Raw genomic sequence first — 18914 nt, 5'->3', positions numbered from 1 at the left:
TTAGAATGTTTGATATATTCACTTTAAGGTGGAAGCTAATTCTGCTACTTCTTTTTCTTAACGTTAGTCTTGTGTCATCCCTTTACATTTTTTATACCCAGACAGAAAAAAAGCTCTTAAAAGAAATTGAAAGGCAAACAGCTGATCTTACAAAGGCTATTCAAATTGGAGTGGAGGAAGTAACAAAGAGTGGATCATCCAGGCTTTCAGATTATCTAAAAAAACTTGATGCGAAGGGTATCAAGGAAGTCTCAATTATCAGTAACACTCAGGAAATTATTGCAAGTACAAATCCTCAAAATATTGGACAACCAATTACTCACAGAAAAAAGGAATTAATAATCAAAGCTGAGCTTGGAGAGCCTGTTTTTGAGGAAGAAAATGTCTACAATGTAATTGTTCCAGTTGTTGCAGGGAATGTCCAATACGGCTACATTCATCTAAGGATAAATAAAGATGACTTCTCGCAAATTCTAAAGGCAAATGCTTTAAAGAGAATTGTGGCTACATTTTTAATTTTCTCTATCGGTATCGTCCTAACATATATCATTGCAAAAAGATACACAAAACCTATTGATCAACTTAATGAGGCAGCTATAAAAGTAGCTCAAGGAGATTTTTCTTATAGATTGGATATCAAAAGAAAAGACGAAATTGGTAAAATTGCAGAAAGCTTCAATTTCATGATTCAAAAGCTGGAGGAAAACAAACAGCTTCAGCAAAGACTAAGAGAAGCTGAGTATCTTGCCACTATTGGGCAGTTAAGCAGAACTATTGCCCATGAGATAAGAAATCCTTTGAACTTTATCAATTTAAGCATTGACCATCTTATAGAAAAATTAAGAAAACAAAGCCCCGAGTCAAGTGATTATACAAAACTCCTTGAAAACATGAAAACTGAGATATACAGAATAAACAATCTTGTCACAGAATACCTTGAATATACAAAACCTCTTAAGCTAAACAGAAGAAATTCAAGTGTTGTTGAGATTATTGATGAAGTTCTATCTTTGGTTGAAGCAAAAGCCCAGCAAGAAGGAGTTAATATTTACAAGGATTACAAGTTTGATTTTACGCTAAATTTTGATATAGATTTAATAAAAAGCTGTTTATTAAATATTATCACGAACGCATTACAGGCAATGAGGGATTCTGAAATAAAAAATCTTTTTGTTAAAACTGACCTCGTATCAGATGAATTATTGATAAGCATTGCAGACACAGGTGCAGGCGTTCCAAAAGAATTTCTTGATAAAATATTTGAGCCTTTTTTTTCAACAAAAAGGGGTGGCTTGGGTTTGGGATTACCCTTAGCAAAGAGAGTAATAGAAGAACATGGTGGTAGAATAGAATTTATAAGTGAGCAAAATAAAGGAAGCGAAGTAAGAATTTTTCTGCCAATATAAGCATGACAACAATATTAGTCATAGATGATGAACCTCTTCAAAGAGAGATACTTTCAACAATTTTAATGGATGAAGGATACAATGTATATTCTGCCTCAACAATTGAAGAAGCCAAGAAAATAATTAATGAATACAGCCCCGAAATTATACTGACAGATTTGAAACTTGGAAACGAGAATGGAATAGAAATTCTTAATGAACTCCCATACGAGCCTTTCACTCCTGCTGTAATTGTAATAACCGCGTTTGGAACAATTTCATCAGCAGTTGATGCAATAAAGAGAGGAGCCTTTGATTATTTAACAAAGCCAATTGACAAGGAAATTTTGCTTGTAACAATTAGAAAGGCACAGGAAAGGATAAATCTTATAAAAGAAAATTTGAGACTAAGGGAAGAACTTTATGGACAATTTAAAATTGAAGGAATCATCGGAAAATCAAAAAAGATGTTAAAAGTTCTTGATATTGTGAGAAAAGTTACTCCTACATCTGCAACAGTTCTCATATACGGTGAAAGCGGAACAGGAAAGGAACTCATTGCCAAAGCAATTCATTATAATTCACCAAGAAAAGACAAACCTTTTATTGCGATAAACTGCGCAGCTATTCCAGAAAATCTTCTTGAAAGTGAACTTTTTGGATATGAACCAGGAGCTTTTACAGGTGCAACCACAAGAAAAATAGGATTAATTGAGTCTGCAAATGGAGGCACTCTTTTTCTTGATGAAATTGCTGAAATGCCACTGTTACTTCAGTCAAAACTTTTAAGAGTCCTGCAGGACAAAGAAGTAAGAAGAATAGGAGGAAAAGAAACAATCAAAGTAGATGTAAGGATTATTGCAGCAACCAATAAAAACTTAATTGAGGAGGTAGAAAAAAACAGATTTAGAGAAGACCTTTATTACAGACTGAAAGTAGTCACAGTTGAAATTCCACCTTTAAGAGAGAGAAAAGAAGACATCCCCGAGCTTGTTAGCTTTTTTATAGAGAAATATTCAAGAGAATTCGGGAAAAGAATCTTAGGCATTGAAGAAAAAGCTTTACAAGCACTCCTTGAGTATCAATGGCCCGGCAATATCAGGCAACTTGAGACTGTTATAGAGAGAGCAATTATTATTTCTGAAGGAGAGAAGATTACTCTAAAGGACATTCAGGATGAATTAAAACTAACAATCCCTAAAAATGTTCTTGATATTGATATCCCTGATGAGGGCATAAATTACGAAGAACTTGAAAAGGAAATACTTAAAAAGGCACTAATTAAATCAAACTATGTAATTGCCAAGGCAGCAAGACTGCTTGGAATGAGTTATAAAACATTCTGGTATAGGCTTGAAAAATTTGGTTTGTCAGAAAATTTCCCCAAAAGGGAAAACTTTCCCAAATGAGGAAATTAATTTTCAATAAAGTTATTGATATTGTTACAATCTATTTTGGCATGAAAGTTGATTAAATATTTTTAGCCAGAAACTGAAACCATGTATTAAAAAACAGAAAAAGGAAGGAGGTGAAAAAGGAAGATGAAGAAAATTTTAGCAGTAGTAATGGCATTGGTATTTGCACTCACAACAGCAGTAGCATTTGCAGAGCAGCCTGCTGCAAAGCCAGCCGAGCCTGCAAAGAAGGCTGAGCCAGCCAAACCAGCTGAGCCTGCAAAGAAAGCTGAGGCAAAGGCTGAGAAGAAAGCTGAAAAAGCTAAGGTTAAATCAATTACTGGTGAGGTTACAGCTGTTGATACAGTTGGTAACACAATCACCGTAAAGAGCAAAAAGCAGGAGCTTACAATCGGTGTTACAGCTGACCAGATTAAGGATGTAAAGGCTGGTGACAAGGTTGTAGTAAAATACACCGAGCAGGATGGCAAGCTCACAGCAAAGAGCGTAAAGAAAGCTGCAGCAAAGGCTGAGAAAAAAGGTGAAGTAAAGAAAGAAGAAAAGGCTGAAAAGAAAGAAGCAAAACCAGCCGAGAAACCAGCAGAAAAGAAACAGTAATTTTTTAAGCATAGGTGGGAGACTTTTCTCCCACCTGTTTTATACCTCTACTCCTCTTTTTCTTAACTCCTCTAACTTTTTCTCCCTACAAGTTTTACATCTAAATTCAGGCTCAGGATCATGCAGTTTATCATAGTTTTTGGTTTTTACTACTCTGTATCCTTCACATATCACTCCACAGTCAGCACATCTTACATTTTCTTTAATCTGCCAAAGGGGATAGAATGCTGGAATTTTAAAATGAGACTTAAAAATTGCCTTATCTACAAACCAGAAAACATTGGCAAGCAAAAACTGATTAAGCAAAAAAGCAGGTATAGTATGGATTTTAAGATAATCACTTAAAACATACTGAAGCAATGCTCCAGCAATTCCTGACAATACTATCCATCTACCAAAAACATAAAAAAACCATGTTTTCATATACTGACCCTCCTGCAAAAAAATTTAATAATAAATTAAATTTTAACATATTTTTGTAGTATAATATTTTTTTAGGCGATGGAGTTCGCCTTTAACCGCCTCTAATTTTCAGGGGCTGATAACTCCTACTGTAAAAAGGTAGAGTTACAACCTGAAAGGGAGGCATTTATATTTGAAACTCTTCTTTAAGCTTCTTTATGGTTTTTTCTTGCTGTATTGTCAACAATAATTGCCACAAAACTGCGCTTAGCCACAGCTCTTACTGAAATTGGTGTAGGTGCAGTTGCAAGTCTTGTTATACCTTTATTGGGCTTAAATCTTGGAGAAAACGAGATTTGGATTAAATTTATTGCTTCTGTGGGAGCAATAATGCTTACTTTTCTCGCTGGAGCTGAACTTGAACCGGAAGTATTAAAGTCAAGATGGAAGGAAACTATTGCAATAGGATTAATTGCATTTTTAGGACCATTTCTTGGATGTACTGCTTTTGCCTATTATCTTCTTGGATGGTCAGTTAAGGCAAGCTGGCTTGCTGGAGTTGCCCTTTCTACAACATCTGTTGCAGTAGTTTATGCTGTTATGCTTGAACTTGGTTTAAACAAAACTGAATTTGGCAAACTCATACTTGCTGCCTGTTTTGTGAATGACCTTGCAACAGTCATTGCACTTGGTCTTATATTTTCGCCCTTTACTATAAAATCACTGATTTTTATAGGAGCTACAATTGCTTTGGCAGTTTTTATACCCTTTGTGACCCCCAAAATATTCAAAAAGTTTGGAGGAAGACCTTCAGAATTTGAAGCAAAATATCTGCTTTTCTTTCTTCTTGGCATTGGTGCACTTGCTATATGGTCTGGAAGTGAGGCTGTGCTTCCTGCATATATTATAGGCATGGTTTTGGCAGGAAGTGTTGGCAAAGATCACCAGCTTATAAGAAGACTTAGGACGCTTACCATAGGATTTCTTACGCCTTTGTATTTTTTAAGGGCTGGATATTTTGTATCAATTCCAGCTATAATTGCTGCTCCAATACCGCTTTTAGTGCTTTTGGCTGGAAAAATGATAACAAAATTTGTTGGAGTTTATCCTGTAACAAAATTTTTTAAATTCAAACACAAAGAAGGCATGTATACAACACTTCTTATGTCAACAGGACTTACATTTGGCTCTATTTCTGCCTTATTTGGACTAACACATGGAATAATTGACCAGAGTCAGTATTCACTTCTTATTGCTGCAGTTATTGGTAGTGCTGTTATACCTACAATCATTGCAAATGCTTTTTATCTGCCAAAATATCTCTTACCAAAATCAAAAAAGGAGGTTTAAGGATGTTGAAAAAAATTCTTATAGCCTTTGATGGCTCTCAAGAGGCTTACAAGGCTCTTGATTTTGCTTTAAAACTTACAAAAGAGTGCCCGTTGCAGGAAAGGGAAATTATTGTTCTTTCTGTAGCACAGCCTCCAGAGCCTGCTGACATAAGCGAGGTTAAAGCTGTTATTGACAGTGCTACTGAATATTACAAAAAAGAATATGAAAAGATTTACTCCATTGCAAAAGAATATGCAGTAGAGATAAAAACTGAGATTGTTGTAGGTCATCCTGCAGACCAGATTGTAAGATATGCAGCAGAAAATAGTGTTGATTTGATAGTTATGGGACAAAGGGGACTTTCAAAAATTGAAAGGTGGCTTCTTGGCTCAGTATCAAGAAGAGTTGCCACTTATGCAACATGTCCTGTTGTAATAGTTAAATAAAGATTGAATTTGTTACAATTTTAAATGGACCCTATTACCCATACTCTTTCAGGTATAGTTTTTGGAAAAACTTTAACTAAAAATAAAGTTTTTATTGCAATATTAATTGCATCCACTTTATTACCGGATTTAGATATAATTCTTTTACTTCACAGTAAAGAGCTTTTTCTTGCACAACATCGTGGAATAACTCATGGAATTCTGTTTTTGTTGATTATACCTTTATTTTTTGCTTTAATTTTCAGGAAAAAATATGGATTTTTTAAAGTATATGCTATATCCTTTACAGGTTATGCACTTCATCTTTTTCTTGACCTTACAAATCAATATGGCACAAAAATTTTATCTCCCTTTGATTGGACATCATTCAATCTTTCTTTAACATTCATAATTGACCCTTATGTGTTACTGCCTTTTTTATTTGCAGTTGTTTTGTCATTTAAATTTAAAAAACAGATGAAGTTTTTGCTAATTCTTTCAATTATTTTTGTGACTGTTTACATTTCAGCTAAAGCATATCTTAAGGCAGAGGCAAGGGATTTTTTAAAGCAAAAAATAGAAGCCCATCAATACAGAGTTTATCCTTTACCAAATGATTTTCTAAGATGGTGGTTTGTAGCAAGGTATGCAAATGAGTATATAACAGGCTTTGTCGACCTTTTTACAAAAAAAGTTTACATTGATGAGAAATATCTTATAAAAAATGACGAAGCAATAAAAAAATCAAAGGAAGCTGAAACCGTAAAAGCTTTACTTGATTTTGCAAAACATCCTGTTGCTGAGGTAAAGAAAGAAGGAGATGTGACAGTTGTTGTATGGAAAGAACTCTCTTATGGTTATTTACCTAAAGAAAAATTTACTGCAAAAGTTTGGCTAAAAGAAACCCCCAATGGTTATCAAATTATAAATTCTAAGCTTATCATTGCTGTCCAAAATAATCTAAACTCATAAAAAACATCCGCATAAAATAAGACTTTTGGACAAGAAAATTTGCTTTTTCAAAATCAGGTTACCCCCCCTTTCTTTTTATTTGCTGTCCAATTAAACAAGTCTAAATTTTAACTGTTCTATTTGAGGCTCAATTTGCGGTGTCTCTGTCGGTTTATTTATCCATTCCCATAAATTCCTATATGTAAATAGGTTTAGTCTCAACAATGCAACTAGATTACTTAATGACCATCCAAATGTTGATAACTCTTTCAGATACTTCAGTATCAGTATCGCTATTAATGCCGTCCATATCTGTATCTTAAGTGCATTCGCTGATGTCCCTACAAAGGTTTTTACTCTTAGATTTTGTTTCAATGTCTTAAAAAATCTGCCCTGCCATCTGTCTTTGTATATCTCTGATATGGTCGTTGCACCAAAGTTCAGTTGGTTCGTGAGTAGCACAACTGTATCTTTTGTTTCCTTATCCATGACCTCTATCCTCCGTAGCTCATATGGACAGTCTTGCTCTGCATAAAAACCCTTAAGCTTGATTATCTCGTCCCGAATTATGTTTCTGTTCTTTGGCACTGGTAGGCTCTTTATCACTTTATAAGAGGCGTTGTCCTTTAACCTTGTTACAAAATATACCCCCTCCTCTGTCCATCTACCAAATAAAGCATAGTCAACACACCCTCTGTCTATTACTACTATGGCACCAGAACAAAAATGAAGTCTCCTTAATATGTTTACTTCGTGCACTTTACCTTCTGTTATATGCGCATATTCAGGTAAATATCCTGAGTGGTCAAGTAGTAAATGCAACTTTACCGCACCTTTAGTCTTTCTGAATTTTGCCCAGTCAAATACTGTTGCACACAACTCTATTACAGATGCATCAAAGCTCATTAGCTTGTTCTTAAATCTGAATTTCCTCTTGCCAGTAAATTTAGACTGACATCTCTGAAAAAGCATATAAAATACTGCTTGAAAAAGTTCCCACGGTCTGTGTTCATTTGCATAGGCAAGGGTAGAGCTCTTTGGAGCTTCTTTTATACCAAGATGCCTTAACTTGCCAACGCAACTGGCAAGTCCATTACATATCTCTCTTAGAGAATGCGCCTGCCCAAGTTGACAAAATAACATAGCTACAAATTGCCCCCAACTCGTAAACCCTTTTGCTCTACGCTCAGCTTCTGTCTGCTTTGACTGACTTCTCAAATTCTAATCTTGGAAAAAGGGATAGAATTTGACTGAAAATACTGCTATACTTATTCATATACACCTCCGATCTGGGTCTTTAATTTTTAAGCTAAATGTTTATCTATTTTACCCAGATCGGAGCTTTTTAAAAAATTTATTTTGGACAAGAGTGTAAGCTTATAATATGAAAGTATGTGAAATTTTTGCCAGCATTCAAGGTGAAAGTTCTCTTGTTGGAATTCCTATGATTTTTATTAGATTAAGCGGTTGCAATCTAAGATGTAATTACTGCGATACAACTTATGCCTTTGAAAATGGTAAAGATTATACTATCACTGAAGTGATAAATGCAATCAAACAGTATAACCTTAAATATGTTGAAATTACAGGCGGAGAGCCATTGCTACAGATAGAAGTTTATGATTTAATGGATGAACTTGTAAAAAATTACAATGTAGTTCTTGAGACAAATGGCTCCTTATCTTTAGAGAAAGTAAATTCTTTTATAAAAATTATAATGGATGTAAAAACGCCTGGAAGTGGAATGAGTGATTACAATTATTTGGAAAATTTGAATTTTCTTAAAGAAACTGATGAAGTTAAATTTGTGATAACAGACAGAAATGACTATGAATGGGCAAAGCAGTTCATAAAAGAGCATTCTATAAAAGTAAGAGAAATTCTTTTCTCTCCGGCTTTTGGTTTACTTGATGCAAAGGAACTTGCCAAATGGATAATTGAAGACTCTCTGGATGTAAGACTTAATATTCAACTTCATAAATACATATCTGTTAGATAGTATTTCCCAAAAATATAGATAGAAACGAGTCACTGCGAGCCCCTATGTTGCGAGCGGAGCGAAGTAAACCACCACATCATCACCGCTTGCTTCACATACAACAAAGAGCTTGCCAACCCTTATCTTCGGTGAGGCTCGCAATGACTTCCTTTTCGTCATTGCGAGCGAAGCGAAGCAATCTCAAAAAATTCGTAAGAAGTAAAAAGTAAGGCGTGAGGGGTGAAAAGCAAAAGATGAGATTGCTTCGGCATCCTTGCGAATGCCTCGCAATGACGAAAAAATAAACGGCACCCTCGCAATGACCCCTTCCTTTGTCATTGCGAGGGTGCATGAGCACCCGAAGCAATCTCATCTTTCTTTATGTCACTTATCAGCTTCGTTTGCTCGGAATGACAGTAAAAAATATTTATTTTTCAGGTATTCTTTGAAATTTCGTTGTTTATTTAAAAAAGTATATAATAGAAATAAGTTTTGATGATTAATCAAGTTAGAGTTTTGGTAGTATTCAAGAAAATGATAAAAAGTAAAATTCAGAATGATAGTTTAAAAACGTTCTCTAACATCTTGAATTTCTATGTTGAACAAATCCCTGAGGTTCATGATATTGCAAACCGATGTTTAAATACAGAGAGATGGGATGGGAATGTTGTTTTAATGTTGTTGGATGCAGCAATTACGTCAACAGGACTTAACTATTTTAGTGTAGTTGTTCCAAAAGTAAGGCAATATGAGAGAGAATTTTTACAGGAAAGAGAGGTGAATTCTTTAAGAAAGTTCACAAAACTCAGTATAGAAAGTCTTTCTCATATATTTAAAAACAAACGGGCTTTGAACATGGCAATGGAGATAGCAAATTATCTTGTCAAAATTTCTGAATCAGATAAGGATGCTATCAGAACTTGGGCAAAAAATTCAAAGATTGAGCATTGGAAACAAGACCCTGTTGGAAGAATAAAAGGAGTTGGGCTTATAACATTTCAGTATCTCAGAATGATGGGAGGTATTGACACGATTATGCCTGATAAAATTGTAAAAAGAGTAATAAACAAATTTTTGGCTGAATCAGGCATCAATCCAATCAATAATGATTTAGAATTTATAAGAGAAATTGAAAAATTGGCAAAGCAAATACAAATCCGACCAACTGAATTATGTTTTTTATCATGGTTGATAGAAAGCAGAGACCGAAAAATAGAGATAGACACTCGTCACTGCGAGCCCCCCTGTTGCGAGCGATAGCGTGGCAATCTGGGGCGAAGCAGTCTCTAATTGGTGACTGGTGAATGGTGATTCGTGGATGGTGGATGGTGAACACCTCTCCGTAATTGCGAGGATACCCCTCTCCGTCATTGCGACTCCGAGCGAAGCGAGGAGGAAGCAATCTTGCCTTTTCCCCTTCAAAGAGATTGCTTCGCATGCTTCGGATGCTCGCAATGACAGCAAAAAATACTTAATTTTCAAATGGTTATACCAATTATTGGATTTCTATCGCTATTTTTGGGATATAAAGGAAAGACTTCTTTAGAGGAGAAAATTTATTAAAAAAATTGAATGATATATCTTCTAGCAATGTAAATAATTACAAGTCCAAGAATTAGCTTGATATATTTTTGAGGAACATGCCTTTGAGTTCTTGCTCCAAGATACATGCCAGCAATTCCGCCAATTCCAAATAAAATTCCAAGAAACCAATCTGGACTTGTTTGCATTCCATCTGAGGGAAGTAACGCATAGTAAATTACCCCAAAAAAAGAGGCTGTAAATGTTCCCATTAGACAAGCACCTGCTATACTGTGTACAGGGAGTTTAAAGAATGTTATTATAAAAGGAGCCATAATAGAGCCTCCCCCTATTCCATAGGCACCACCTATAATACCTATAATAAAAGCAATCATAAATAAAACTACTGGATTAAATGAAAAATTTTCTCCCCAAAATTCATATTCTATTTTTTTAAGAGAAACTGAAATAGTTTTTACCGTAGCATCTTCAGAAAGTTTTTGGTCAAATTTTTTTGCTTGCGCAGTTTTTTTCTTTTTAAAAACATCAAGAAACAGTCTTATTCCTATATAAAACAGAACAAGACCAACAAAAAATTTGAAAGATTTCGGATCGGACAATATTTTAATTCTTACATAGTATCCAATAATTATTCCCGGTACTGTTCCTATAATAATAACCCACGCAATTGGCCAAGCCATTCTTTTTTCCTTAACATACCTGTAAACTCCTGATGGGATACCAATTACATTAAAAAGATGATTTGTCCCACTGACTCCGGGAGAAGTGTAATTGAGATAACTTACTTGAAAGGGCAAAAGTAAAAACGCTCCAGATACTCCGCCCATTGATGTAAAAAAAGATACCACCAACGCCACAAGCGGTGGGATAAGTATGTTTGTTGTTACTCCAGAAATAGGAAAAGTATATGAAAGAAAATCTAACATAAAGTAAGAATACTAAAAACTTTTGTTAGTTTCAAATAAAACTTTTTAATCTTTATATAAACTGGAATTTTTGAGAGTCAAGTGTCATTACAAGTCTCACCGAAGGACCCCCCATTCTGTCATTGCGAGCCTGCCGACAGGCAGGCGTGGCAATCTCATTGTCCATTCGGAGGAGGAAAAAGGCGAGATTGCTTCGGGTGCTGACGCACCCTCGCAATGACGCTCTCTTTCGTCATCACGAGGCTTGTGACAGCAAGCCGAAGTGATCTCAGAGATTGCTTCCTCCTCACTTCGCTCGGAGTCGCAATGACGAATAAAAAAACTCGCATTGACGAGGAAGGGGCGCAACCTCGCAATGACGAGGAGGAAGGATGGCTCGCAATAACAGATTAACAAAGGTTTTTTAGAAATCGCTCAATTTTTATATAAAATTATTTTGAACTAAGTTCTTCAATCAAAATATTTCTAATTTTGTCCTCATTTGGAAGAGGTAAACCAGAATGTTTAAGTTTTCCATTGATAACTAGTCCAGGAGTTACTTGTGTATATTTAAATATTTCCTTGAAATCTCTGATGTGAGAAATTTCTGATTGAATTCCAAGTTGGGATACAACTTTTTTAACTGTTTCTTCAAGTTTGTTACAATTAGGACAACCTGGACCAAGAATTTTAATGTACATTTGCCCTCCAATAAAAAATTTTTTATAAATTATAGCATATCATAGCTGTATTGTGTAATGTGGAAATAAAACCCAAAAATAGCGATAGAAATCCAATAATTGGCATAACCATTTGAAAATTAAATATTTTTTATTGTCATTGCTTCAGCATCCGAAGGATGCCTTGCAATGACGAGGTGGTTGGATGCCTTGAAACGATGAAGAAGCGGAATGCCACGCCTACCTAACGCTGTTTCATACCCCTTTTTGTCAGATTTTTCTCTTTAAGACTTTTTAAAACACCTTGAAACATTGCTGTCCAAAATAATCTAAACTCATAAAAAACATCCGCATAAAATAAGACTTTTGGACAAGAAAATTTGCCTTTTCAAAATCAGGTTACCCCCCTTTCTTTTTACTTGCTGTCCAATTAAACAAGTCTAAATTTTAACTGTTCTATTTGAGGCTCAATTTGTGGTGTCTCTGTCGGTTTATTTATCCATTCCCATAAATTCCTATATGTAAATAGGTTTAGTCTCAACAATGCAACTAGATTACTTAATGACCATCCAAATGTTGATAACTCCTTCAGATACTTCAGTATCAGTATCGCTATTAATGCCGTCCATATCTGTATCTTAAGTGCATTCGCTGATGTCCCTACAAAGGTTTTTACTCTTAGATTTTGTTTCAATGTCTTAAAAAATCTGCCCTGCCATCTGTCTTTGTATATCTCTGATATGGTCGTTGCACCAAAGTTCAGTTGGTTCGTGAGTAGCACAACTGTATCTTTTGTTTCCTTATCCATGACCTCTATCCTCCGTAGCTCATATGGACAGTCTTGCTCTGCATAAAAACCCTTAAGCTTGATTATCTCATCCCGAATTATGTTTCTGTTCTTTGGCACTGGTAGGCTCTTTATCACTTTATAAGAGGCGTTGTCCTTAACCTTGTTACAAAATATACCCCCTCCTCTGTCCATCTACCAAATAAAGCATAGTCAACACACCCTCTGTCTATTACTACTATGGCACCAGAACAAAATTGAAGTCTCCTTAATATGTTTACTTCGTGCACTTTACCTTCTGTTATATGCGCATATTCAGGTAAATATCCTGAGTGGTCAAGTAGTAAATGCAACTTTACCGCGCCTTTAGTCTTTCTGAATTTTGCCCAGTCAAATACTGTTGCACACAACTCTATTACAGATGCATCAAAGCTCATTAGCTTGTTCTTAAATCTGAATTTCCTCTTGCCAGTAAATTTAGACTGACATCTCTGAAGAAGCATATAAAATACTGCTTGAAAAAGTTCCCACGGTCTGTGTTCATTTGCATAGGCAAAGGTAGAGCTCTTTGGAGCTTCTTTTATACCAAGATGCCTTAACTTGCCAACGCAACTGGCAAGTCCATTACATATCTCTCTTAGAGAATGCGCCTGCCCAAGTTGACAAAATAACATAGCTACAAATTGCCCCCAACTCGTAAACCCTTTTGCTCTACGCTCAGCTTCTGTCTGCTTTGACTGACTTCTCAAATTCTAATCTTGGAAAAAAGGATAGAATTTGACTGAAAATACTGCTATACTTATTCATATACACCTCCGATCTGGGTCTTTAATTTTTAAGCTAAATGTTTATCTATTTTACCCAGATCGGAGCTTTTTAAAAAATTTATTTTGGACAAGAGTGACCTTGAATATACTATAAAATTTTTGCCGAAAGAGGACTGATTTAATGACAGATTGCTACACAGCCATCTAAAAATTGGGTGGTAGTTTCGTTTTTAAGGCAAAAAATAAAGATCTTACTCAATCAACTAATTATCACAAAGGCAACAGCATAATTTTTTTCGTGGGAAAGTGAACAATTAATAACAGTTTTTTCTTTATCCATAAACCAAGAACCACTAATCGCAATCTGTGGTGAGCCGTTACTTGAGTTTATGATTTCTATATCCTTAAGTTTCAGTCCTTCAGGTTTATTTAATGCTTTAATTACTGCTTCCTTAGCTGCAAAACGAGCTGCAAAGTGTGGGAATGGATTTTTATGGCTAAAGCTGTATTTTATTTCGTTGTCTGTAAAGATTTTTTTTAAAAATTTTTCGCCAAATTTTTCATAAATTGCTTTAATTCTGTCAACTGATACAATATCAACGCCTATTCCTTTAATCATAGCTCAACCTTACCGTCATTGTATGATAATATGGACACTAAACAGGGATAGTTTAAAATAAAAGGAAGAAAGAAGGTGGGCAAGGACGATTTGTCATAGGTCTTAAAGACCGTTCTCAATGTTGTCCTCCACCTTCTCCCTTCCCTTAAGCCTGAACGGAACATTAGGCTCAGGCAGCCTAAATGAGTTCCCACAATGATAGGATAAGGGAAGAAAATAAAAAAAATCAAATGGAGGAAGGAGAAATGACAAAAGAGCGGTTCATTATTGGAGTGGATGTAGGAAAGGATACCATAGCAGTAACAGTAAAAGAAAAAGGTAAAGGTAAAAGGGCTTCAGTAAACCCAATGCAGATAGACCGAGACAATATTGCCGAAAAAATAGAGATAGACACTCGTCACTGCGAGCCCCCTGTTGCGAGCGATAGCGTGGCAATCTGGGGCGAAGCAATCTCTCTCTCCTCCCCGTCATTGCGAGCGAAGCGAAGCAATCTCGCCTTTTTTTCTTTCAACAAAGTAGAGATTGCTTCGCATCCTTCGGATGCTCGCAATGACAGCAAAAAATACTTAATTTTCAAATGGTTATACCAATTATTGGATTTTTATCGCAATTTTTGGGATATTGGATAGAGGTTGACTACAATCGCCTTTATGTTCATAGTGCATTGGGATATAAGAGTTGTGAGGAGTTTGAAATGTTATACTATAAAGAGGCAGGCAGGAAAATAGCATGACCTCTACACATTTAAAACGTCAAAAATGTCCAACCAAAGGGGTGTATTATAATAATGAGCACCGAAATAAAACATGTTGAGGATTTTATTGATATTGAATTAGATAAAATTCCTACAACAGGAAAAGTTCCTTGTAATGTTTATTTCCATGAAGACAACACTATAAAAGAGTTAGTAAATGCTGGCAATTTATTTACAAGTGTTTTAAAATCTGCCTTAAGAGAAAAAGGAATTGGCAAAGTTTATATAAAGCGAGAAGACAGAGATATTTTCTTTGATTTTATTAATAAAACAAAACCTGATAATTTCTTTGAATCTTTATTAAAAAGGATTCCTTTAGATCATGAAAAATACTGCAAAGTTGAAAAGGAAATAATCAAAATTGCAGACACACTTCCTTTTGATATTTATCATTATGACGGAAGAAAACTAACCCTTGCAGTTAAAGCTAACACCAACATCGCAGATTCTATAAATAGCCTTCAAGAAGGTGATCTGCTGATAAAAAAATCTGATTTACAACTTTATAAAGAGTTATTAAAAACAATTAAGCCAGCAGATGAAAAGAAAGATTTTCTCCTAAGGGAAAGGGCAAAAATTTTAATTTTGGAGCTTTATACAGAAGCTGAACAAAAGGAAAATATTGAAAATTTATTTAAAAACTTATCGGAAATCATAGACAAAATAATTGAAAATTTATCCACAAATATAGATTTATTTGATAATCTCAATATTTTAAAAAAGCATAGCAACTACGATTACATTCATTCCCTTAATGTCACAGTTTTAGCTTTATCTGTAGGATTAAAGGCTAATTTAGATGAAAAATCTTTAAAAAATCTCGGAGTAGCAGGAGCTTTACATGATATTGGAAAAATAAAAATCTCACCTATAATATTATCAAAAATGGGGAAATTATCGGCTCATGAGTTTGAAATTTATAAAACCCATGTCATTGAATCCGTGAAAATAGCTTCCAAATTAGGTGTCTCAGAAGAAACAAAAAATGGAATTCTTCATCATCACGAAAAGATAAATGGAAAAGGATATCCACAAAAGCTTAAAGGAGAAGAAATTTCTTTGTTTGGTAAAATTTTTTCAATTGTTGATGCCTATGATATGCTAACTTCTCCTACACTAATAAGATACGCCTACACTCCTTTTCAAGCTCTTCAAATTATGATAAGAGACAAATGTTATGATAAAAAATTCTTAGAAATTTTCATAAAACTTTTAGGTAACAGAGTCTAATCCATATATATTTGCTAAAATAAAAAAGAAGTAAACTTTCGGAGGTGAGCTATGCCCAAAATTGAAGGCACTGAAAGAATAGATGAATACAGATTAAAAGTTCCAAAGGGTTTTGTTCAAGGCATGAGGACTGAAGGAATCATATATGTTGATGAAACATTGGAACAGGAGCTTGAGATGGATGCAGTAAGGCAGGTTGCAAATGTTGCAACCTTACAGGGAATTGTTGAACGCTCCCTCGCAATGCCTGATATCCATACAGGATATGGTTTTCCAATTGGTGGAGTTGCTGCTTTTGATGCTGAAGAAGGAGTAATCTCACCGGGAGGTGTGGGTTATGACATCAACTGTGGCGTCAGACTATTAAAAAGTAATCTTACTCGTGAAGAAGTCAAGCCAAAGTTAAGAGAACTCGTTGACCTTCTTTACACTCACATTCCATCTGGAGTTGGCTCTACAGGCAGGATTAAGCTTTCTGGAAAAGACCAGGAAAAAGTTGTAAAAAAAGGTGCTATTTGGGCAGTTGAAAATGGATATGGTGATGCGGATGATTTAAAAAGGATTGAATCGCACGGTTGCCTTGAATATGCTGATCCAGATGTTATAAGCAACAAGGCATATGAAAGAGGAAAACAACAGTTAGGCACACTTGGAAGCGGGAATCATTTCCTTGAGGTTCAATATGTTGCAGAGGTTTATGAACCAGAAATAGCAGAAGCAATGGGACTTTTTAAAGGACAGGTTACTGTGATGATTCATAGTGGTTCTAGAGGATTTGGACATCAAATTTGCGATGACTATGTAAGAGTGATGCTACAGGCAGCAAAAAAGTATGGAATTGAACTTCCAGATAAAGAACTTGCATGCGTTCCATTTAAAAGCAAAGAAGGACAGGATTACTTCAAAGCAATGTGCGGTGCTGCAAATTATGCGTGGGCAAACAGACAGTGTCTTATGCATTGGACAAGGGAGGTTTTTCTAAGAATATTTAAGACCTCACCAAAGGAACTTGGTATGAAAGTTGTTTTTGATGTTGCCCATAATATTGCAAAAATTGAATGGCATGAAATAAATGGAAAAAAGAAAAAGCTTATTGTTCACAGAAAAGGAGCAACAAGAGCATTTCCAAAAGGTCATCCTGAACTTCCTGAAGAGTATATAAATATTGGTCAACCTGTAATTATTCCGGGAGACATGGGGAGGGTATCATTTGTTTTAGTAGGAACAGAAAAGGCAATGAAAGAAACTTTCGGTTCAACATGTCATGGAGCTGGAAGAGTGCTAAGTAGAAATCAAGCAATTAAACAGGCAAAAGGCCGCTCAATTAAACAAGAGCTTGAGGAGAGAGGTATAATAGTTAGGGCTGCAGGCAAAGAGACTTTAGCTGAAGAGATGCCAGATGCATACAAAGATGTTGCAAATGTTGTAGAAGTTGTTCACAATGCAGGAATTGCAAAGAAAGTTGTAAAACTAAAACCTATGGGAGTAATTAAAGGATAGTGGTTGGTGAATGGTAGATGGTGGTTCGTTAAATGAAAGATTATAAAGAGCTTGAGGTTTGGAATAAACGAATATAGGATATTTAAAAAACTTTGAGGAGTTTCACGATAAAATTAGTTCTATTAAGAAAATGCTAAATGCATTGATTTCATCACTCAAAAGGAGAGCTAAATATGTCAAATAATGCACGAAACACGAGTCACAAATCACCAAACACTAAATTAAAAGTAGGATGGATTCAGTATGCCAATGTTTATCCAATTTATTATGTACTTGAAAAAGAAGGACTTTTAAACGGTGTACATTTTGTAAAAGGTGTACCAAGTCAGTTAAATTGGGCTTTAAGAAATGACTTGATAGACATAAGCCCTTCTTCCTCTGTTGAATATTTGCTAAACAAAGAACTTTATGATTACATTGATGGAATCTGCATAAGTTCAAAGGAGTATGTAGGAAGTGTGCTTTTCTTCACTGATTTTGATTTAAAAGAACTTGACGGAAAAAAAATTCTTCTCACTGAACAATCTGCCACATCTCAACTACTACTGAGGGTCATTCTTGAAAAATTTCTTGGTTTGTCTCCTTCGTATGATATTTCTTCAGCTCCTTATAATGGTGAATCTTTTTTATTGATAGGTGATGATGCATTAAAGTTTAGAAAAATTTTAAAAAATAAAAAAATTTATGATCTTGCTAATCTTTGGTATCAGCATACAGGACTTCCGTTTGTATTTGCCCTATGGATTGTAAGAAAATCAATCGAAACTGTGGAAAATGAACTGCATAAACAATATATTCAATTCCGGGAAACCCTTCTTTATGCAAGAGACAGATGCAAAGCGTACTTTGAAGAAATGGTTAAAAATTATTATCTCAAAGAATTCATGTCAGAAGATGAAATTTTGTATTATTGGCAAGAAAACATGGATTATTGTTTAACAGAAAAGCATAAAAAAAGCCTTGAATTGTTTGATTATTATTTGAGCTTGTTATAGTAATAAGCTTTTTGATAGTCTCTCAAAAAAGAAATACACATGTGTCACTGCGAACCCCTGTTGCGAGCAAGAGTGTTGCAATTACCCACACTGTCACTGCGAGCCTCCACTTCTTTGTCACTGCGAGCTGAAGGCGAAGCAGTCCTGAAAATTAGTAAGACATAAAGAGTAAGAAGTGAAAAGTAAACAACAAGATTGCTTCGGCAGACCTTCGGTCTGCCTCGCAATGACCACCTTGTTCGTCTTTGAGAGACATTCACCTTTTCTGTCATTACTAACGAAACATAGCAATCTCATAAAAAGACTGGATTGCTTTAGGACTAAAGTATCTCGCAATCTCCATATATCTAACATAACATGACAAAAAAGTCGGTGACGCTTGAAGTGACAAAAAATTGGGAGAAGTTTTCAATTAGCACCCTCGTCGTCATTGCTATGTGTTCTCCCTACTCGTTATTGCTATGTATTCTCTCTCTTCATTGCGATGTACCCTCTCTACTCGGCATTGCTATGTACTCTTCCCCCGTCATTGCTATGTATTCTCTCTCCCCGTCATTACGAGGGCACGAAGTGCCCAAAGCAATCTCTTTTTTCTCCATAGATAGAAAGACAAGATTGTTTCGCAGCACTCAGGTTGCTCGCAATGACAG

General features: G+C 35.3%; 17 protein-coding genes, 1 pseudogene and 1 riboswitch. Of the genes and pseudogenes, 12 read left to right on the top strand and 6 right to left on the bottom strand.

Annotation, left to right across the window (positions count from 1 at the left end):
- Positions 1 to 5: 5 nt before the first annotated feature.
- From ACYQ3P_RS06165 to ACYQ3P_RS06155, 3 genes are all read left to right on the top strand, one after another.
- Positions 6 to 1406: a sensor histidine kinase gene (locus ACYQ3P_RS06165; protein ID WP_460177065.1), complete on the top strand. Its 1401-nt coding sequence runs from the start codon at positions 6 to 8 to the stop codon at positions 1404 to 1406.
- Between the two features lie 2 nt (positions 1407 to 1408).
- Positions 1409 to 2794: a sigma-54-dependent transcriptional regulator gene (locus tag ACYQ3P_RS06160; RefSeq protein WP_460177064.1), complete on the top strand. Its 1386-nt coding sequence runs from the start codon at positions 1409 to 1411 to the stop codon at positions 2792 to 2794.
- A gap of 132 nt (positions 2795 to 2926) precedes the next feature.
- Positions 2927 to 3397 (top strand): hypothetical protein, encoded by a 471-nt coding sequence (locus ACYQ3P_RS06155; protein WP_460177063.1) that lies wholly within the window; start codon positions 2927 to 2929, stop codon positions 3395 to 3397.
- Positions 3398 to 3436: 39 nt separating this feature from the next.
- On the opposite strand, the gene ACYQ3P_RS06150 is transcribed toward ACYQ3P_RS06155, so the two are convergent.
- Complete coding sequence (locus ACYQ3P_RS06150) at positions 3437 to 3820, bottom strand: hypothetical protein (protein ID WP_460177062.1); 384 nt, start codon at positions 3818 to 3820, stop codon at positions 3437 to 3439.
- A 65-nt stretch (positions 3821 to 3885) separates the two neighbouring features.
- A riboswitch (Fluoride riboswitch) is annotated at positions 3886 to 3955 on the top strand.
- A gap of 81 nt (positions 3956 to 4036) precedes the next feature.
- Between ACYQ3P_RS06150 and ACYQ3P_RS06145 the strand changes: the two genes are divergently transcribed.
- The 3 genes from ACYQ3P_RS06145 to ACYQ3P_RS06135 are packed head-to-tail and all read left to right on the top strand — an operon-like array spanning position 4037 to position 6528.
- The gene (locus tag ACYQ3P_RS06145; protein ID WP_460177061.1) at positions 4037 to 5149 is read left to right on the top strand and encodes a cation:proton antiporter; all 1113 of its coding nucleotides are present in this window, start codon (positions 4037 to 4039) and stop codon (positions 5147 to 5149) included.
- 2 nt (positions 5150 to 5151) lie between these two features.
- Positions 5152 to 5577, top strand: a complete 426-nt coding sequence (locus tag ACYQ3P_RS06140) for a universal stress protein (protein WP_460177060.1) — start codon at positions 5152 to 5154, stop codon at positions 5575 to 5577.
- Positions 5578 to 5601: 24 nt separating this feature from the next.
- Positions 5602 to 6528 carry a metal-dependent hydrolase gene (locus tag ACYQ3P_RS06135; RefSeq protein ID WP_460177059.1) on the top strand — a complete coding sequence of 309 codons (927 nt, stop codon included), beginning with the start codon at positions 5602 to 5604 and terminating at the stop codon, positions 6526 to 6528.
- Positions 6529 to 6618: 90 nt separating this feature from the next.
- On the opposite strand, the gene ACYQ3P_RS06130 is transcribed toward ACYQ3P_RS06135, so the two are convergent.
- Complete coding sequence (locus tag ACYQ3P_RS06130; RefSeq protein ID WP_460177058.1) at positions 6619 to 7725, bottom strand: IS4 family transposase; 1107 nt, start codon at positions 7723 to 7725, stop codon at positions 6619 to 6621.
- A gap of 166 nt (positions 7726 to 7891) precedes the next feature.
- Here ACYQ3P_RS06130 and ACYQ3P_RS06125 point away from each other — a divergent pair, with 166 nt between their 5' ends.
- Positions 7892 to 8506 (top strand): radical SAM protein, encoded by a 615-nt coding sequence (locus ACYQ3P_RS06125; protein WP_460177057.1) that lies wholly within the window; start codon positions 7892 to 7894, stop codon positions 8504 to 8506.
- A 474-nt stretch (positions 8507 to 8980) separates the two neighbouring features.
- A complete protein-coding gene (locus tag ACYQ3P_RS06120; protein ID WP_460177056.1) occupies positions 8981 to 9745 on the top strand; it encodes a hypothetical protein in 765 nt (254 codons plus the stop codon).
- A 299-nt stretch (positions 9746 to 10044) separates the two neighbouring features.
- Here ACYQ3P_RS06120 and ACYQ3P_RS06115 read toward each other — a convergent pair whose 3' ends face one another.
- The 4 genes and pseudogenes from ACYQ3P_RS06115 to acpS all read right to left on the bottom strand — a co-directional run bounded on the left by ACYQ3P_RS06115 (position 10045) and on the right by acpS (position 13785).
- Positions 10045 to 10953 (bottom strand): sulfite exporter TauE/SafE family protein, encoded by a 909-nt coding sequence (locus ACYQ3P_RS06115; RefSeq protein WP_460177055.1) that lies wholly within the window; start codon positions 10951 to 10953, stop codon positions 10045 to 10047.
- 431 nt (positions 10954 to 11384) lie between these two features.
- Positions 11385 to 11633 carry a thioredoxin family protein gene (locus tag ACYQ3P_RS06110; protein ID WP_460177054.1) on the bottom strand — a complete coding sequence of 83 codons (249 nt, stop codon included), beginning with the start codon at positions 11631 to 11633 and terminating at the stop codon, positions 11385 to 11387.
- Positions 11634 to 12042: 409 nt separating this feature from the next.
- Positions 12043 to 13148, bottom strand: a pseudogene (locus ACYQ3P_RS06105) (IS4 family transposase).
- A gap of 277 nt (positions 13149 to 13425) precedes the next feature.
- On the bottom strand, positions 13426 to 13785 hold the full coding sequence (gene acpS / locus ACYQ3P_RS06100) for a holo-ACP synthase (RefSeq protein WP_460177053.1): 360 nt from the start codon (positions 13783 to 13785) through the stop codon (positions 13426 to 13428).
- 245 nt (positions 13786 to 14030) lie between these two features.
- On the opposite strand from acpS, the gene ACYQ3P_RS06095 reads away from it, so the two are divergent.
- The 4 genes from ACYQ3P_RS06095 to ACYQ3P_RS06080 all read left to right on the top strand — a co-directional run bounded on the left by ACYQ3P_RS06095 (position 14031) and on the right by ACYQ3P_RS06080 (position 18264).
- Entirely contained in the window at positions 14031 to 14414 is a 384-nt protein-coding gene (locus ACYQ3P_RS06095; RefSeq protein ID WP_460177052.1) for a hypothetical protein, read from the top strand.
- A gap of 158 nt (positions 14415 to 14572) precedes the next feature.
- Positions 14573 to 15769 carry an HD-GYP domain-containing protein gene (locus ACYQ3P_RS06090; protein WP_460177051.1) on the top strand — a complete coding sequence of 399 codons (1197 nt, stop codon included), beginning with the start codon at positions 14573 to 14575 and terminating at the stop codon, positions 15767 to 15769.
- A 51-nt stretch (positions 15770 to 15820) separates the two neighbouring features.
- On the top strand, positions 15821 to 17269 hold the full coding sequence (locus tag ACYQ3P_RS06085) for an RtcB family protein (protein ID WP_460177050.1): 1449 nt from the start codon (positions 15821 to 15823) through the stop codon (positions 17267 to 17269).
- A gap of 173 nt (positions 17270 to 17442) precedes the next feature.
- On the top strand, positions 17443 to 18264 hold the full coding sequence (locus tag ACYQ3P_RS06080; RefSeq protein WP_460177049.1) for a menaquinone biosynthesis protein: 822 nt from the start codon (positions 17443 to 17445) through the stop codon (positions 18262 to 18264).
- The last annotated feature ends 650 nt before the right edge of the window (positions 18265 to 18914 follow it).

Source organism: Thermodesulfovibrio hydrogeniphilus (genome assembly GCF_054657355.1).
The sequence above is the reverse complement of the archived record's forward strand: the minus strand, read 5'-3'. Positions and strand labels throughout refer to the sequence as shown.

Excerpts from the sequence above, each read along its gene's own strand:
- ACYQ3P_RS06090 (WP_460177051.1), top strand. The coding sequence starts at position 14,573 with ATGAGCACCGAAATAAAACATGTTGAGGATTTTATTGATATTGAATTA.
- ACYQ3P_RS06165 (WP_460177065.1), top strand. The coding sequence starts at position 6 with ATGTTTGATATATTCACTTTAAGGTGGAAGCTAATTCTGCTACTTCTT.
- ACYQ3P_RS06095 (WP_460177052.1), top strand. The coding sequence starts at position 14,031 with ATGACAAAAGAGCGGTTCATTATTGGAGTGGATGTAGGAAAGGATACC.
- ACYQ3P_RS06115 (WP_460177055.1), bottom strand. The coding sequence starts at position 10,953 with ATGTTAGATTTTCTTTCATATACTTTTCCTATTTCTGGAGTAACAACA.
- ACYQ3P_RS06160 (WP_460177064.1), top strand. The coding sequence starts at position 1,409 with ATGACAACAATATTAGTCATAGATGATGAACCTCTTCAAAGAGAGATA.
- ACYQ3P_RS06085 (WP_460177050.1), top strand. The coding sequence starts at position 15,821 with ATGCCCAAAATTGAAGGCACTGAAAGAATAGATGAATACAGATTAAAA.
- acpS (WP_460177053.1), bottom strand. The coding sequence starts at position 13,785 with ATGATTAAAGGAATAGGCGTTGATATTGTATCAGTTGACAGAATTAAA.
- ACYQ3P_RS06120 (WP_460177056.1), top strand. The coding sequence starts at position 8,981 with ATGATTAATCAAGTTAGAGTTTTGGTAGTATTCAAGAAAATGATAAAA.
- ACYQ3P_RS06125 (WP_460177057.1), top strand. The coding sequence starts at position 7,892 with ATGAAAGTATGTGAAATTTTTGCCAGCATTCAAGGTGAAAGTTCTCTT.
- ACYQ3P_RS06110 (WP_460177054.1), bottom strand. The coding sequence starts at position 11,633 with ATGTACATTAAAATTCTTGGTCCAGGTTGTCCTAATTGTAACAAACTT.
- ACYQ3P_RS06150 (WP_460177062.1), bottom strand. The coding sequence starts at position 3,820 with ATGAAAACATGGTTTTTTTATGTTTTTGGTAGATGGATAGTATTGTCA.
- ACYQ3P_RS06155 (WP_460177063.1), top strand. The coding sequence starts at position 2,927 with ATGAAGAAAATTTTAGCAGTAGTAATGGCATTGGTATTTGCACTCACA.
- ACYQ3P_RS06135 (WP_460177059.1), top strand. The coding sequence starts at position 5,602 with ATGGACCCTATTACCCATACTCTTTCAGGTATAGTTTTTGGAAAAACT.
- ACYQ3P_RS06140 (WP_460177060.1), top strand. The coding sequence starts at position 5,152 with ATGTTGAAAAAAATTCTTATAGCCTTTGATGGCTCTCAAGAGGCTTAC.
- ACYQ3P_RS06080 (WP_460177049.1), top strand. The coding sequence starts at position 17,443 with ATGTCAAATAATGCACGAAACACGAGTCACAAATCACCAAACACTAAA.